Source organism: Planococcus sp. ISL-110 (assembly GCF_018613575.1).
GTDB lineage: Bacteria > Bacillota > Bacilli > Bacillales_A > Planococcaceae > Planococcus.
Window position 1 is genome coordinate 104,400 of sequence record NZ_JAGGPX010000007.1, and the last position, 15,655, is coordinate 120,054.

Genomic DNA, 15,655 nt, shown 5'->3' on the forward strand with positions numbered 1-15,655 from the left:
GAGAGGGATCCATGCGCATTTGCGGCGGCCTGCCTTCTTATCTTCCAGATCCGATTAGGACCTGCTGGAATTGGCACATGATCCCCAGTCAAAGACCAGAGCTGTTGCCGAGGCTTCAAAGGGCCAGTCCCTCCACCTCTCATGATAAGAAATACCTTATAAGATTACTTGGTTTTAATATTTGTCTAAATACTATAGCAAGAAAAGATCACTGTCAATAAAATTCTGAAAATATCATTTACTTACGATTTATGTTTTTCAGGATTCCTTCTTTCTTTATTCACCGAATTATTCATTCCGTCCGGTTGCCAAAAACCAGTCATTCCTCAGGCTTTCCCGGTTATAGGCAAAGCGGCTTTGATCTTTGGCGCTTTTTACAGTGCCGCCTGCCGCTTCGACAATCGCCTGCCCGGCAGCCGTATCCCATTCCATTGTCGGCGCAAAGCGGGGATAATAATCCGCCTGCCCTTCCGCCACCAGGCAGAACTTCAGCGAACTGCCAGCCGACAGACGCTCGACCGGTTTGCCGCCGTCTTTCAAGCGTTCAATAAAGCCTTCGGTTTCAGCAGACATATGGGAACGGCTCGTGACGACACAGATTTTTTCTGTAGCTTTCCTGACTGACAGCGGTGTGCTTTTTCCACGCAATTCTTCGGTATTTCCAAACTTTTCAGCTGAAGCGCCTTCCACTTTGTATGCGCCGCCGTTTTCTTCGCCGTAATAGAAAACATCGGTTGCCGGCACATAAATAGCTCCCAGAACCGGGTAGTTCTCTTCGACCAAAGCGATGTTGACGGTAAACTCACCATTGCGCTTGATGAATTCCTTGGTGCCGTCGAGCGGATCCACCAGCCAAAACCGCTTCCAGTTTTTCCGTTCTTTATAAAGGATCTCGTTGCCTTCTTCACTCAGGACCGGTATGTTCGGGTAAGCGCTCTTCAGCCCCGATTCAATAACTTGATGTGACCGCTGATCAGCAATGGTCAACGGTGACTCGTCCGCTTTTGTCTCGACTGCCAACTTTTCTTCGTATACCTCCATAATTTCTTTTCCAGCCGATAAGCTGATTTCAAGCAGGGTGATTAGATCAATGCTTTTTTCCATTAGCCCAAGTAGCCAGCTTTCTTCAAATAATCAATGATCACCTGCACCGACTCTTCTAAATTCTGCTTGTCGGTTTCGATAATGATTTCGGGATTTACCGGTTCTTCGTAGGGAGCATCAATCCCTGTAAAACCTTTGATTTCGCCGGCTCTAGCTTTTTTATAAAGGCCTTTCGGATCGCGGTTCTCGCAAGTATCCACGCTGCATTTTACATAAATTTCGATAAATTCGCCTTTTTCGAGCAAGGCGCGAACTTGATCGCGGTCTTCCTGATATGGTGAGATAAACGCGGACAAGGTCAACACGCCTGCGTCGCTCATCAACTTTCCGACTTCACCGATCCGGCGGATGTTTTCTGTGCGGTCTTCCGGACTAAATCCCAGGTTTTTATTCAAACCGTGGCGAACATTGTCGCCGTCCAGCAAATACGTACGGATCCCGAGTGCGTGGATTTCTTTTTCAAGGGCTACCGACACCGTCGACTTTCCTGAACCCGACAATCCGGTAAACCACAGGACACCGCTTTTGTGATTATTCAATTTCTGTCTGTCTTCTTTGGTGACACTCGATTCATGCCAGACGATATTCGTTGATTTGCTCATTTTTTCTCCTCCTAAAACCAGTAATAGTAAACAATTGTGATGGTGACCGACATAACCAAAATGCTGAGGGGCGTCCCTACTTTGACATAATCCATAAATCTGTAGCCGCCCGGTCCGTAGACGATCAAATTGGTTTGATAGCCGATAGGTGTGACAAAGCTGGCTGATGCGGCAATGGTGATGATGACGGCAAAGCCTATTGGGTCAAGCTGCAGATTGCTGGCTATTTCAATGCCGATTGGAATCATCAAGACAGCGGCAGCACTATTGGTGATCAGCTCTGTAAAGATGCTGGTCAGCAAGTAAATCAAAACCAGAATGGCCAGCAGGCCGAATGGCTGTCCAATTGCCAACAGTCCGTCCGCCGCCCATTGCGCCAGACCGGTCTTGGTCATCGCCGCTCCAACTCCGAACGCACTGGCAATCAGCAGCAGTACGTTAAACTGCACATCATTTTTTGCATCATCCATGGAAATCGATTTGGTCACCAATAAAATCAGCACTGCTAGTGCCATGGCTTTGAACATGCTCAGCCAGCCGACAACCACAAGAGCGATGGCTCCCAATAACACCAGCAGCGAAAACCAGCCGACAAAGCGGCTTTCCTGCAGCGACTTGGGGGTCTTCATGGAAGAAACCACGTAAAAATCATTGGACTGCTGGTATTTTTCCACAAATCCGGTTCCGGCGAGCAGCAGCAACGTGTCTCCCGGCCGCAGGATAATATCTCCGACTTTGCTTTTGATGCGCTCGTTATTGCGATGCACTGCCATGACTCCTGCATCATAGCGCGAGCGGAATTGAGATTGCTTGATCGTTTTCGACAACAGCGAGGATTCATGGGAAACTACCGCTTCGGCCAGTTGCGTATTGCCGTGCTTCAAATCTTCCAGTTGGAGATCGGTTCCGGTCTTTAAGGTCAGCCCTTTTCTTTTTTGCAGATCGGTAATGTTCGAAATGAGCCCGGTAAAAATCAGGCGGTCTCCCGACTGGATGATGGTTTTGGAGCTGACCGATGAAATTCGAGTCTCATCCCGAATAATTTCAATCAAGTACAGCCCTTTCAAATCACGCAGCTTTGCCTGTTCGACTGTTTGGTTGGCATGTGGAAACGTTTCTTCCACCATCATTTCGGCGATGTATTTCCGGGAATCTTCAACGACCTTCTTGCTGAAGCCTTTGTTTTCGGGCAATAGCATATTCCCCACAGTAAACAAATAAACCAAGCCGACAATGGTGATGGGAATGCCGACAATCGCCAATTGGAACAAGGAAAATCCCGGAAGGCCATAATCGATCAGCATGCCGTGCACCACCAGATTGGTGGAGGTTCCCATCAACGTGATGGTACCTCCTAAAATCGTTACATACGATAACGGAATCAAGACTTTGGATGGCGCGATGTTCCGTTCTTCACACCATTTCTTTAATAAGGGCGTCAATGTCACAACTATCGGTGTGTTATTCAAAAAAGCGGAAAACAGTGGAAGCGGAAGAAAAATACGAAACAATGAACCTTTCAGGCTTTTTCCCTTGTTCAGCCAGCCAATCATCATCTGGTCGATCAGGCCATGCTTTTGTACAGTACCGACAACGATGAATAATAAGGCAATCGTCAACATTCCGGGATTGGAAAATCCACGCAATGCTTCTTCTGTCGTTAAGATCCCGGACAGCAGCAACACCACCAAGGCTGAAAATACGATCATATCCGGACGCGCAATTTCAAAAAGCAAGGCACTGACCATAGCGACAATGACAATGAGCACAAAAATCATTTGGACTGACATGGGCAACCATCCTCTAATTAGTTACTGATTACGGTCTCCCGCAAGCCTTTGATGAGCACATCGGCTACTTCCGGACGGGAAAACTGCTTCGGTGGCTTTTCCCCGTTGCGAAGCAATTCACGGACTTTCGTGCCGCTTAAATGGACATGGTTTTCTGCGGTATGTGGGCAGGTTTTGGCTGTCGCCATGTTTTCGCATACATTGCAGTAAAATGAATGCTCGAATTTGAAAATTTGAATGCCCAATTCATCTTCAAACTGGCTGATGAATTCCTGCGCTTCATATGTGCCGTAATAATCGCCGACGCCAGCATGATCGCGTCCGACTATGAAATGCGTGCAGCCGTAATTTTTTCGGACAATGGCATGAAGAACGGCTTCTTTCGGCCCTGCATAGCGCATTGCAGCCGGATAGATGGCCAGGCGCGCTCGGTCTGCAGGATAATAATGCTTTAAAATGACCTGGTAGCTTTCCATCCGCACCGCTGCTGATATGTCATCAGATTTCGTTTCGCCCACGAGCGGGTTCAGCAATAAGCCATCCACCACTTCCAATGCCGCTTTCTGAATATATTCATGTGCGCGGTGCACTGGGTTTCGCGTCTGGAAGCCAACAATCGTTTCCCATCCAAGCTCCTGGAACAGTTGGCGCGTTTCAACCGGATCCAAATGGAATTCTTCAAACTCGCTATGGTCCGGACGGTTTAGTAAGGTGATAGGGCCAGCCAGGTAGACAGCGCCGCGTTCATAAAGCTTTTTCACACCGGCATGCGCTTCTTCTGTCGTGCCGTAAATCTTTTCCGCCTCCAACGCTTTGTCGTAAGCGTACTTTTCCGTCAGTTCCAGTGTTCCGTAAATGACACCGTCTGCGCCTTTAAGGGAAATTTCATCGCCGACTTTGTAGTTGTCCGCTTCTTCTTTCGTAACCGACAGCGTAATCGGCACACTCCAAACCGTGCCATTGCTGAGGCGTGAAGTATGTACCACACTTTCATAATCTTTTTGCCCAAGAAAGCCCGTCAATGGGCTAAACCCGCCAATGCCGATCAGTTCCAAATCCGAGATCGCCCAATCCGAAATGACTAAAGACGAAAACGATTCTGCATTTGTCAGTGCCTTTTCTCTTTCAGTACCGGTCATCTGTCTGTTTACCAAATCTCCACCGTGTGCTTTGCTCGTCATTTTATTACCTCCAAGGTTAGTTTTTTCTTTCTGGTATTCACTTTAAAACCGTTCGGGAACCAAACTTCCAAGGCGTTCGGACAAAAAGAAAAGGACCCTCTTCAATAAGAAGAAGGTCCGGAAAAACAAAACAATCTTCTTATCTTCTAGGCTGATGAAAGCCTATTGGAGTTAGCACCGTTTCCTTAAAGGAGGGTTGCTGAGACATCAAAGGGCCAATCCCTCCGTCTCTCTAGATAAGAACGCGTATTCAATTTTTAATGGGAAATTGTTTGAAATGTTTGATTTCACAAAGTATATAATATACTATTCCGAGTGTCAAACTATGTTTTGAATTTTTTTATTTTTTCAGACGGAAAAGCCCGTACGTCAAAGGGGCGGAGGAATAAAATTATTTTGTGTGTGAGAAGTTGACGGTGATATGCCGCTTTGGGCATAGCTTTCGCAACAAGCCCGTGGACAGAGTTTTCTAAAGGATTAACAGCTGAATGATTCTGTTCAACGCAAAAAGGAATTAGTTTGCTAGTATTAAGTGAGGCAAGGAGGCGGAGAAGATGACGGTGATTCCCATCATGATCGAGCTGGAAGACAGAAGAGTGGTAGTTGTTGGAGGCGGGCGCGTCGCAAAGCGGCGGTTGGATGGTTTGCTCGATAGCGGAGCTTTGCTGACGGTGGTCAGTCCTGCGGTGACTACAGAAATAGCCGATTGGGCTGAGGAAGGAACAATTACTTGGAAGCCAAAAGACTTCCAGCCGAAAGATGCAGAGGCAGCGTTCATGCTGATCATTGCTACAGACGATCCGACCGTCAATGCAGCTGCACGAAAAGCTGCTCCCCCGCATTGCCTGGTAAACGCTTCTGCTGAAGCCGAGTCCGGCAATGTCCATTTTCCTGCGCATTTCAAGAGAGGCAAATTGAGCATCGCGGTTTCCACAAACGGCGCAAGCCCGATGCTCGCAAAGAAAATCAAATACGATCTGCAAAACCAGTTTGACGAAAGCTACGAACTATACTTGGAGTTTCTTTTTAGAGCCCGGCAGCTTCTCAAGCAAAGTCAGCTTTCCAGAAACGCCAGAGAGGAATACTTGCGCGAATTTCTGGATGAGTCATTTTTACAGGTCGAGACCCAGCAACAGACACTCTGTCAATTGCGGTTGCTTGTGGATGCAAAAAAGGCTTCGGAATAAGTCGCTCCGAAGCCTTTCGCTTGTCCTGAATCAAGTGCTGTTAAATCTTTTTATTTTCTGTATCTGATCGCCAGGCCTTTCAGGAAGTTCCGTGCATAGCGATCGCCGCATTCTTTGTAATTTTTGTGGCCCACTTTTCGCAGTAATGCGCCAAGTTCGCCTCTTGTCACGGTCACGCCAGCTAAATCCCAAATTTCCAGCATGTCTTCGCTGTTCAGCTGCAAAGCGATCTTCACTTTTTTCAGCAACAGGTTGTTTGAGCGCTCGTCCGTCAATGCCGGGATTTCAGGCTGGCCGGGTTTAGGCTCCTGGTGGCCTCTTTTGAAAATGATGAAACCATTCAAAAACGATTCGTACAAGTGGTCGTCCGCTTTGATATAGTCCTCGTTCCCCTGCTCGGCCCAGATGCTGTCATGGTCTTCGTCATCACTTTCCGGGGTTTTCGTCAGCACTTTCAGCACTTCTGCCTTGCTCAGTTCAACGCCACCCAGTTTGAAAATCTCCACCATGTCGTTGTTTTTTATGTCCAGCGCGTAGCGCAGTCTGATCAATAAATCATTATTGTCCATTCTATTTGCCTCCTGTTGACTTCCAGTAATTGTGTCTATCCACGATAAATCCAATTCTAATAATAGCACATATTCTTCAGTCCATCAGGCTTACAAAAAGACAGCAAAAAAGACAGTTTATATGACTGCCTCGTGATTTTCCTTATTTTTCACTTCTTTTAATTGCTTTACCTTATTCTGCAGATCCACGATAATTTCGAGAGACTCTTCATCATCTTTCGATTCTTCATAAAAAAATTGCAAATCGCGCTCCATATCTGCCAAGCGTTCATTATAATGCTTGAGTTTCTCGGCAATGAGCAGTCGCTTTGCTTCTTCTACATTCTTCATTTCCTTTTTACCTCCGCTTTGAATTGCCGAAAACTTTGTTTCCCACTATATTCCCCATTTATAAATATTTCAATCCATTCTTTATGTCTTTTTTATGTCTATACAAGTTGAACTAATGATTTTTCATTGCCGATATTCCGCAAAACAGCTGCGCTTTCGGTTCTACGGACGGGGCGGAGCGGTGTTTGAAAGCATGATTTTAAGTTCAATTCATAAAAAAGCACAACGCCTAATTGTCAACCAAGTTTACAATTAATCAGTTGTGTGTTATAGTAGTAGTTGAGTTACATTTTAGGAGGAAAAAAATGTTTATTATTGGAGATCACATCATTTATTCCGCCCATGGCCTATGTAGAATTGACGATATTCGTGACGAAACAGTTTCAGGTGTCACAAAAAAATATTATAAATTGCATCCTTTGGAGAATACCCGAGTGACCATCAGTACGCCTGTCGATAACGAAAAGGTTGTCATGCTGAAGCTTCTCCAGAAAGAAGAAGCCCTTGAAATCATCGAAACCTTCAAACAGCCGGGAGCAGAATGGGACAACCAGCCAAATTCACGGCTGAAGCAGTATTCTCAGCTCATCAATACAGGAGACCGGATGCAGATTGCAAAAGTCATCAACACATTGATGCGCAAAAAATTCGAATCGCAGCTTGAGAAAAAGACTTTCTACGAGCGCGACTACAGACTTCTGAATAACACCCAGATTATCCTCTTTCAGGAACTGGCCCGTTCACTGGACACCAGCTTTGAAGAAATCAATAAAATGATCAACGACATAATCAAGCCGATTCCAGCAGGTTAAGAAACATGCTTATACATTCTGCTGGACTAATAAAGCCCATATAAAAAGAACGCCCTGCTCTATCAAACCATTGATAGAGCAGGGCGTTCTTTAAGTTTTAAATTATATTCCCCAATCGGCCTTCAAGATATCCTTGAGGGCATTCAATTGGTCACCACCAATTTTTTCTGCGATCTTATTTTCCAGCCTAACCTTCAGCGCTTCGTTTTTCTCGAAGCATTCTTCGCCTAAAGCGGTAAGCCGGATGCATTTCTCTTTTTTATTGTTCTCCACATTCTGTACCTCGACCAATCCTTTGGCAGCCAGGTTTTTAATGAATTTATGGATTGCCTGGCGGGAAATGTCCACATTTTTGGTAACGTATGCAATGGTGGGCTGCTTTTTATAAATGCGGGCCATAATATACCACTCAGAGTTTGAAATATGGATCTCACTCGCATCATTCCATGCGTTCTCTGAAATCCTCCGCGTCGCTATATGTCGTTCGCTCAATAAATCAATCAAATCTAAGTTTTGTAATTCCACGTCCGGGGCCAAACGGTTCACTCCAATCATCTTCTTCGCCATTTAATATACCGATTACATCAGGGGAAGTCAATTTACAGAAATTGCTGCAACCCCCTCCACTCCCTCATTCATTTGTCTTCCGCTCCTGCTATACTGTAAATCAACAAATGCAGATGGAGGTCTTGCGAGATGACAAATGAAGAACATCAACTGAAATTTCCACATGTCTTTTTATTCGGTGCAGCTTCTGCTTCCTATCAAGTAGAAGGCGCCGCCAATAAAGACGGCAAAGGGCCAACCAACTGGGACGTCTTTTCCAAGATTCCCGGGAAAACCTTTGAAGGAACAAATGATGATATCGCCGTCGACCATTACCACCGCTACAAAGAAGACATCCGCTTAATGGCAGAGATGGGTCTTGAATCGTACCGCTTTTCCGTTTCCTGGGCGTATTTTGCCTGCCGGTGACGGCTCAGTAAATGAAAAAGGCCTGGAATTCTACAACAACCTAATCGACGAATGCCTAAAATACGGCATCGTTTCCTTTGTTACATTATATCATTGGGATTTGCCGCTGGCACTTGAAGAAGACGGCGGCTGGACCAATAAGCGGACAGCTAGAGCCTTCGTCAAGTATGCGGAAATCTGTTTCCAATCCTTTGGCGACCGCGTCAAGCATTGGATCACGTTTAATGAAACCGTCATGTTCTGCGGATTGGGCTACTTAAAAGGGGCTCATCCACCAGGCATCCAAAACGATGAAAAAAAATACTTCCAGATGACCCATAACGTTTTCTACGCCCACGCCAAAGCAGGGGAATCCTATAAGAAGCTGAAGCAATAAGGGGAAATCGGCATTACCCATGTGTTCCTTCCCGCCTATAGCGTCGAGAGCAACAAAGACAATTTAGAAGCAGCACAGCACGCTAATGAATACGAAACCTTCTGGTATTACGATCCGATTTTAAAAGGCGAATACCCGTCTTACGTGGTCAAGCAGCTGGCGGAAAACGGTTGGACACCCGACTGGACAGAAGAAGAGCTGGATACATTGAGAAGAAACGCCGACAAGAACGATTTTATCGGACTCAACTACTGCCAACCCATCCATGTGGAAAAAAATCACGAAGCGGTTTCGTCCATGGAACATTCAAGGGAAAGCTCGACACTGGTTCCCGGCAACCCTTCGTTTGACGGCTTCTACCGGACCGTCAAGATGGACGTCACTGAAAATGGGCTGGGCGATGAGGACCCGATCATCGAAGGTGAAGTCGTTGATGTTCCGCGCATCAAGTACATTGAAGAACATTTGAAAGTCATCAAAAGAGCTATCCAGTAAGGCATTAACCTGAAGGGCTATTATGCCTGGTCGGCCATCGATTTGCTGAGCTGGCTGAACGGCTATAAAAAGCAATACGGCTTTATCTACGTCGACCATAAAGATGGACTGAACCGCAAGAAAAAGCTGTCATTCCATTGGTATAAGCATGTGATCCAGACGCGTGGAGAAGAGTTGTGAATCCATCCGTCCAATAATTTTAAAACCCCAGATTATTTTCCTGCACGAACTTTTGATTTCTGGTTCTAAAACTAAAAAAACCCCGAGTGAGATTACTTTTTAGAAAGTAGTCATCAGTCGGGGTTATTCATTTTTTTAGTCTGCCACGCCTTACTTTTCATGCAGGTTTCTTATTGTTCAATTTGTTCAATAGAAATTCCAGGTATGGATCATCAATGTATAAATACGTAGTGAACGAGCCCTTCTTATGGAAATCCTTATTCAGTTACAGTGCCTGCATCAGCTGGATGCACACCATGACGATAGAAATCGGCATGAATTGGTTCTAAAGGTTCATGTCCAAGGATGAGGTCGGCCGCTTTTTCCGCCAACATCAGCACAGGTGCGTGGATATTGCCGTTTGTAACGTATGGCATGGCAGATGCATCGACCACACGGACGTTTTCTAAGCCGTGCACTTTCATGGTTAACGGATCTACAACAGACATTGGGTCTGAAGCAGGTCCCATTTTTGCTGTGCAGGATGGATGAAGGGCAGTCTCCGCGTCATTCGCCACCCATTCCAAAATCTCCTCGTCTGTGCTGACAGCCGCTCCAGGTGAGATTTCCCCTGAGTTATAAGAGGACATCGCTGATTGAGACATGATTTTCCGGGAAACTTTCACCGCTTCAACCCACTCGCGCCGGTCCTGTTCAGTGGAAAGATAGTTATAGACCATGCTCGGATACACTTTCGGATCTTTCGAACGGATTTTCAATGATCCCCGGGCATCAGAATACATTGGTCCAACATGCACTTGGAATCCGTGTTTGGTTTCTGCCTTTTGTCCATCGTAGCGTACAGCTACCGGAAGGAAATGGAACATCAAATTCGGGTACTTCACGTCTTCGTTTGAACGGACGAAACCTCCGCCTTCAAAATGATTGGTCGCTGCCGGCCCAGTACGTGTGAAAATCCACTGTAAGCCGATCAAAGGCATCCGTGCTTTATTTAAGCTGGGCTGCTGGGAAACAGGAAGCGGACAAGAATATTGAATGTAGACTTCAAGATGATCCTGCAGGTTTTCTCCTACGCCTGGGAGATCCAGTACCGGTTCAATGCCGAGGGAGCGAAGGTGTTCGGCATCTCCAACACCTGACAGTTGAAGCAGCTGCGGCGTGTTGATTGCCCCACCTGAAAGGATGATTTCACCTGCTTCTACGTAATGAGTCTTGCCGTTTTGCCGGTAAGTCAATCCTTTGGCTCGAGTCCCTTCGAATTCGATGGCAGAAACAAAAGCACGGGTTTTCACCGTCAGGTTTTGACGCTTCATGGCTGGATGCAGATAGGCCCGTGAAGCTGACAAGCGTCTGCCTTTGAAGACATGCTTATCAAATGGTCCGAATCCCTCCTGGCGAAATCCATTTACATCTGGAGTTCGTGAGTAACCAGCCTCTACACCTGAGTTAAAGAAGGCTTGGAACAAAGGATTTGTCGCTGGTCCGCGTTCCAATTTGATAGGTCCATCGTGGCCACGAAGATCATCATCCGGTGAAGCTATAGCCGTTTCCAAGCGTTTAAAATACGGAAGACAGTGGGCAAAATCCCATGTTTCCATTCCTGTATCTGCTCCCCATCGTTCATAGTCCAATGGGTTTCCGCGTTGGTAAATCATCCCATTGATTGAACTCGAGCCTCCGAGCACTTTACCCCGGGCATGCTTGATACGACGTCCATTCATATATGGCTCAGGATCAGATTCGTATTTCCAATCATACAACTTGTTGCCTGCGGGAAATGGCAAAGCTGCCGGCATTTGAATCAAGAGGTCCCACGAATAATCACTGCGTCCTGCCTCTAAAACAAGAACATTTTTCGTTCCATCTTCACTTAGACGATCGCCGAGTACGGAACCCGCACTGCCTCCCCCAACAATAATAAAATCATATGTTTCACTCATTTTCTGTTCCTCCTTGAATGTTGAAATTAGAAGGAAAGGAGTCAGACAACAAGAAAAGCATTGCTCAAAAACCCTTCTTCATTTTTCAAATTTCATTAATAGTTTGTGTTTCTTCTATAGAATATATTTAACCAATTCAGTGGATTGACATCGACATTACAGGAAGTCTTGAATCCTCTTCCTTTTATTGATTTTATAAAGCCTGGATCATTGCTTGGTAGCTTAGAACCAGTTAATCGCTTCTGGTTTCAGGTTTTGGAATATATGCTTTGTTTCTGTATATTCTTCCAGGCCCTGTCTGCCAAGTTCACGTCCAAAACCTGATTGCTTAAATCCACCCCATGGTGCGTGCGGGAAGTACAGGTTGAAATCATTGATCCACACAGTACCCATGCGCATTTTCGTTGCACAGCGTTCAGCTTTCACAGTATCGTTCGTCCAAACTCCTCCGGCAAGTCCATAGACTGAGTCATTGGCAAGCTTTATCGCTTCTTCTTCTGTACGGAATTTCTCAACTGTGATAATTGGACCAAAAGCTTCCTCTTGAACAATTTTCATGTCTGTTGTGCAATCCGTAAAAATAGTCGGCAAGTAGAAAAAGCCCCTTTGCAATTCCGGTTCTTCAGGGCGTCTTCCCCCTACGGCTAATCTAGCCCCTTCTTTAATCCCTGTTTCTACGTACTTTTCTACTTTTGTCAGATGTTCAGCTGAAATAAGTGGACCCATTTGCGTCTCTTCGTCAAAACCGCTTCCCAGCTTGAATTTCTTCACCCGTTCCACAAGTGCATTAACGAATTCGTCGTGAATGCTTTCTTCTACAATCAGTCTCGTACCAGCGGAACAAATTTGTCCTGCATGGAAAAATACCCCGTTCAGCGCTTGATCGACTGCTACTTCAAAATCAGCATCCGCAAAGATGATATTTGGGTTTTTTCCGCCAAGCTCAAGCGCGAGATTCTTCACATTCACGCTTGCCGCCTGCATAATTTTCTTGCCCGTAGCAAGGCCACCGGTAAAAGAGATAAGGTCTACGTCTGTATTGCTCGACAGCTCTGCACCAACTGTGTCGCCTGTCCCAAGAACCAGGTTGGCAACGCCCGCAGGCACTCCTGCTTCTTCCATCAGTTCAAATACTTTTATAGTAGTAAGTGGTGTAATTTCACTTGGCTTCATCACTAAAGTATTTCCGGTCACCAGCGCCGGAGCCAGCTTCCATGAAGCCTGCAGCAAAGGATAATTCCAAGGTGTAATTTGCCCACAAACCCCAACAGGTTCGTGAACTACTTTACTGGTGGAGTTTGGCACTGGAGAAGCTATCAATTCCCCGCCATTTTTATCTGCAAGTTCTCCATAATAGCGAAACACGCCAGCGATATCATCCATGTCACCCTGGCTTTCCACTACTGTTTTGCCCGTATCCAACGATTCCAACTCAGCAAGTTCCTGTTTGTCCCGTTCAATCAATTCAGCAATTTTCCTTACGATAGCCCCTCGTTCAGTTGCAGGTGCAGAAGCCCAGGCTCCGTGATCAAATGCTTCTCTTGCCGCAGAAATTGCTGCTTTTGCATCCGATGCATCGCCTTCTGGAACAACAGCGATAATATCCTGATTAAAAGGATTAATAATCTCACGTTCTTTTCCCGATTTTGCATCTAGCCATTCACCATTAATATATTGTTGTAATTTTAAATTCAAATCCATCAACTCCAGTTTTGTAATAAATTAAGTTCGTTAAGAATTTATTTAACATTAAAAACATAACACGCCTTTATATGGCTGTCAAAATTAGTTTTAGTAGAAAGTATAATATTTTCTTCAGAACCTTTGTGGTTATTAGGATTGTGAACGTTTCAAGCCGTGAAATCACCATTTTCCATTTGACATTTAATCTGTACAGGTTAACATAAAGCCTGTTAAGAAGATTTAAGTAATTTTTAATCTATAGTAAGTTGAACTAATAATTTATAATAGAAACAATTCAGTCACGGATATTCCACAAGCCAGCTCCGCTTTCGGGCCCACAGGATGTGGGTCATGCAGTTGTCGCGACAACTGCCCAGGGCTTGCGCCGAACGGACTCGGGCAAGACGAAGACGCCCGAGTGGATTTCTTACGATGTCGCTGCGCTGCTCCCTTGGGAGTCTTCGCTGGTTTGCTCCATATCCTGTTGATCAGTTGTTCGAAGACGCTTAGAAGAAAGAGTGGAAGGCGGCAAAGGGCAAAGATGTGCTCCTGCATCGCTGCGCTAGCTTCGTCGCAAAGACCTGGTCTCGCAGGCTTCGACCATTGTCTTTCCTGCGGCAGCACTTCGTCCGCGGAAAGCGTCCGCCTGGAGTGCTTTCTTCGTTTCTTCACTCTTCTTGAGTTAAAAAAGTAAATTTTTTAGTTCAACTTATATAGTTACTTTATTAACGAAGGAGCAACATTATGAGTGAATCCAGTGAAAGATCCAAAATCAAATTAGAAGAAGCCAAGGATAAAGTCATTGGCGCCATTGCAGAAACAATGGATTTATACGGAGTGACGCCTGCTGCTGCAAATTTATATGCAACAATGTACTTTAAAGATCAAATGACGCTTGATGAAATGCGTACCGAGCTTGAAATGAGCAAACCCAGTATGAGTACGGGTGTCCGCAAACTTCAGGAAATAAAAATGGTGAAAAAGACATTTACGCGCGGTTCAAGAAAGCATACTTATGTAGCTGAGAAAAATTTCTTCCGTTCGTTTATGATGTTTTATTGTGAGATGTGGGAACGGGAAGTAAAAACGAATATGGAAGCGATCGAGGAATCACAGGAAGAGTTTATCGAAATCATAAAAGACTCCGCCACCACACCTGAAGTTGTTGCAGAAGCAAAGCATTACTACGATCAATTAGAAGAATCCAAAACCTATTATCACTGGTTGGATGACTTAGTTGAAAGTATAAGAAGCGGTAAGATATTTGAATTCTTGCCGAAAAAACATCAAGATTAAGTAGTGAAAAGTTATCGGGCAGTCTATGGAAAACAGCTATAGATTGCCTCATTATATAAAGCTATCAGCTTTATATAAAAAGAAAGGGCTATTTACGGTCTATTCGTTAAATAAAATCTTAATATATTTAATTTTTTAAATGTATTTTAATTAATAGATATCATTACAAAAGGGGAGTTTTGCAATATGAGAAAATGGAGAAAAGAATTCAGTTTTATTTCAGCGATACTTATGGTTACTGTACTGACAGCATGCGGGAACACTGATGGCGAATCGGATAGTGATCAAACAGCTACACAGGTAGAGGAAGGTACTAAAGAATTAACCATCAGCCAAATTAACTGGGCAGAAAATATTGCCGTAACCAACATGTGGAAAGTGATTCTGGAAGAAAAAGGGTATGACGTTAAATTGAATGTTTTGAACATGGGTGTGACGATGCAGGCGTTGGAAAGCGGCGATATAGACGCCAGCTTAGAAGTATGGTTACCAGTCCAGGATGCCAATTATCTGGAGGAATATCAGGATACCGTTAATTTCTCAGAGGCTACTTGGTATGACAATGCAAAAGTAGGACTTATTGTTCCAAGCTACGTAGAAGAAGTTAATAGTGTGGAAGACTTAAATGAACATAAAGATATTTTCGGAAGCAAAATTGTTGGTTTTGATCCTGGCGCAGGTACGATGGAAGTTACAGAACAATTGATCAAGGACTATGATCTTGACTTTAAATTGCTGCAAAGCTCTGAAGCTGCGATGCTAGCTGAAATCAGCGAAGCAATAAAAAATGAAGAACCGATCGTAGCACCACTTTGGAGCCCCCATTGGGTATTCTCCAAATACGATTTGAAATTTTTGGAAGACCCACAAAACACATTTGGTGGGATAGAAAAAATTCACCATGCTACCAGACAGGGATTTGAAGAAGATCACCCAGAAGTAAGTGAGTGGTTGAAGAATTGGAAGATGGAAGATGAACAAATCGGCGAGCTTATTGAATATGTAGAAAGTGCTGAAGACCCTTTAGCTGGAGCTACAAAATGGGTTGAAGAGAATGAAGAATTGATTGGCGAATGGGTACAGTAAGAACTTGAATAAAAGCTCGATAAATAGAATCTGAACAGAAAAAGACTGC

13 protein-coding genes, 1 pseudogene and 2 riboswitches are annotated in these 15,655 nt (G+C 44.8%); of the genes and pseudogenes, 5 read left to right on the forward strand and 9 right to left on the reverse strand.

Going from position 1 to position 15,655, the window contains the following annotated elements; all coding sequences use genetic code 11:
• Positions 1-34: 34 nt before the first annotated feature.
• A riboswitch (SAM riboswitch) is annotated at positions 35-151 on the reverse strand.
• Positions 152-288: 137 nt separating this feature from the next.
• The 4 genes from cysQ to sat are packed head-to-tail and all read right to left on the reverse strand — an operon-like array spanning position 289 to position 4,677.
• The gene (gene cysQ, locus J7I83_RS04290) at positions 289-1,104 is read right to left on the reverse strand and encodes a 3'(2'),5'-bisphosphate nucleotidase CysQ (RefSeq protein WP_215099446.1); all 816 of its coding nucleotides are present in this window, start codon (positions 1,102-1,104) and stop codon (positions 289-291) included.
• Entirely contained in the window at positions 1,104-1,706 is a 603-nt protein-coding gene (cysC, locus tag J7I83_RS04295) for an adenylyl-sulfate kinase (protein ID WP_215099447.1), read from the reverse strand. The genes cysQ and cysC overlap by 1 nt, the downstream gene beginning before the upstream one ends.
• Before the next feature lie 11 nt (positions 1,707-1,717).
• Positions 1,718-3,496 carry an SLC13 family permease gene (locus tag J7I83_RS04300; protein WP_215099448.1) on the reverse strand — a complete coding sequence of 593 codons (1,779 nt, stop codon included), beginning with the start codon at positions 3,494-3,496 and terminating at the stop codon, positions 1,718-1,720.
• A 17-nt stretch (positions 3,497-3,513) separates the two neighbouring features.
• Complete coding sequence (sat, locus tag J7I83_RS04305) at positions 3,514-4,677, reverse strand: sulfate adenylyltransferase (RefSeq protein ID WP_215099449.1); 1,164 nt, start codon at positions 4,675-4,677, stop codon at positions 3,514-3,516.
• A gap of 136 nt (positions 4,678-4,813) precedes the next feature.
• A riboswitch (SAM riboswitch) is annotated at positions 4,814-4,920 on the reverse strand.
• Positions 4,921-5,231: 311 nt separating this feature from the next.
• Here sat and J7I83_RS04310 point away from each other — a divergent pair.
• A complete protein-coding gene (locus J7I83_RS04310; protein WP_215099450.1) occupies positions 5,232-5,864 on the forward strand; it encodes an NAD(P)-binding protein in 633 nt (210 codons plus the stop codon).
• A gap of 50 nt (positions 5,865-5,914) precedes the next feature.
• Here the strand turns inward: J7I83_RS04310 and J7I83_RS04315 are convergent, their stop codons facing one another.
• Both J7I83_RS04315 and J7I83_RS04320 read right to left on the reverse strand, forming a co-directional pair.
• Entirely contained in the window at positions 5,915-6,433 is a 519-nt protein-coding gene (locus J7I83_RS04315) for a YehS family protein (protein ID WP_215099451.1), read from the reverse strand.
• Positions 6,434-6,550: 117 nt separating this feature from the next.
• A complete protein-coding gene (locus J7I83_RS04320; protein WP_215099452.1) occupies positions 6,551-6,763 on the reverse strand; it encodes a hypothetical protein in 213 nt (70 codons plus the stop codon).
• A gap of 305 nt (positions 6,764-7,068) precedes the next feature.
• Here J7I83_RS04320 and J7I83_RS04325 point away from each other — a divergent pair, with 305 nt between their 5' ends.
• Entirely contained in the window at positions 7,069-7,575 is a 507-nt protein-coding gene (locus J7I83_RS04325; protein ID WP_215099453.1) for a CarD family transcriptional regulator, read from the forward strand.
• A 102-nt stretch (positions 7,576-7,677) separates the two neighbouring features.
• On the opposite strand, the gene J7I83_RS04330 is transcribed toward J7I83_RS04325, so the two are convergent.
• Positions 7,678-8,142: a MarR family winged helix-turn-helix transcriptional regulator gene (locus J7I83_RS04330; RefSeq protein ID WP_215099454.1), complete on the reverse strand. Its 465-nt coding sequence runs from the start codon at positions 8,140-8,142 to the stop codon at positions 7,678-7,680.
• 150 nt (positions 8,143-8,292) lie between these two features.
• On the opposite strand from J7I83_RS04330, the pseudogene J7I83_RS04335 reads away from it, so the two are divergent.
• Positions 8,293-9,601: pseudogene (locus tag J7I83_RS04335) on the forward strand (glycoside hydrolase family 1 protein).
• A gap of 257 nt (positions 9,602-9,858) precedes the next feature.
• On the opposite strand, the gene betA reads toward J7I83_RS04335, so the two are convergent.
• Complete coding sequence (gene betA / locus J7I83_RS04340; protein WP_215099455.1) at positions 9,859-11,541, reverse strand: choline dehydrogenase; 1,683 nt, start codon at positions 11,539-11,541, stop codon at positions 9,859-9,861.
• Between the two features lie 222 nt (positions 11,542-11,763).
• Positions 11,764-13,236 carry a betaine-aldehyde dehydrogenase gene (gene betB / locus J7I83_RS04345; RefSeq protein ID WP_483313428.1) on the reverse strand — a complete coding sequence of 491 codons (1,473 nt, stop codon included), beginning with the start codon at positions 13,234-13,236 and terminating at the stop codon, positions 11,764-11,766.
• 732 nt (positions 13,237-13,968) lie between these two features.
• Here betB and cudC point away from each other — a divergent pair.
• Entirely contained in the window at positions 13,969-14,520 is a 552-nt protein-coding gene (cudC, locus tag J7I83_RS04350; RefSeq protein WP_215099457.1) for a choline uptake/conversion transcriptional regulator CudC, read from the forward strand.
• A 186-nt stretch (positions 14,521-14,706) separates the two neighbouring features.
• Positions 14,707-15,606: a glycine betaine ABC transporter substrate-binding protein gene (locus tag J7I83_RS04355; RefSeq protein WP_215099458.1), complete on the forward strand. Its 900-nt coding sequence runs from the start codon at positions 14,707-14,709 to the stop codon at positions 15,604-15,606.
• Positions 15,607-15,655: the final 49 nt, after the last annotated feature.

Bases quoted from the DNA above. Each gene is read 5' to 3' on its own strand.
- betA (WP_215099455.1), bottom strand. From the start codon at position 11,541: ATGAGTGAAACATATGATTTTATTATTGTTGGGGGAGGCAGTGCGGGT.
- J7I83_RS04300 (WP_215099448.1), bottom strand. From the start codon at position 3,496: ATGTCAGTCCAAATGATTTTTGTGCTCATTGTCATTGTCGCTATGGTC.
- J7I83_RS04355 (WP_215099458.1), top strand. From the start codon at position 14,707: ATGAGAAAATGGAGAAAAGAATTCAGTTTTATTTCAGCGATACTTATG.
- cudC (WP_215099457.1), top strand. From the start codon at position 13,969: ATGAGTGAATCCAGTGAAAGATCCAAAATCAAATTAGAAGAAGCCAAG.
- J7I83_RS04325 (WP_215099453.1), top strand. From the start codon at position 7,069: ATGTTTATTATTGGAGATCACATCATTTATTCCGCCCATGGCCTATGT.
- cysC (WP_215099447.1), bottom strand. From the start codon at position 1,706: ATGAGCAAATCAACGAATATCGTCTGGCATGAATCGAGTGTCACCAAA.
- J7I83_RS04310 (WP_215099450.1), top strand. From the start codon at position 5,232: ATGACGGTGATTCCCATCATGATCGAGCTGGAAGACAGAAGAGTGGTA.
- cysQ (WP_215099446.1), bottom strand. From the start codon at position 1,104: ATGGAAAAAAGCATTGATCTAATCACCCTGCTTGAAATCAGCTTATCG.
- J7I83_RS04330 (WP_215099454.1), bottom strand. From the start codon at position 8,142: ATGGCGAAGAAGATGATTGGAGTGAACCGTTTGGCCCCGGACGTGGAA.
- J7I83_RS04315 (WP_215099451.1), bottom strand. From the start codon at position 6,433: ATGGACAATAATGATTTATTGATCAGACTGCGCTACGCGCTGGACATA.
- J7I83_RS04320 (WP_215099452.1), bottom strand. From the start codon at position 6,763: ATGAAGAATGTAGAAGAAGCAAAGCGACTGCTCATTGCCGAGAAACTC.
- sat (WP_215099449.1), bottom strand. From the start codon at position 4,677: ATGACGAGCAAAGCACACGGTGGAGATTTGGTAAACAGACAGATGACC.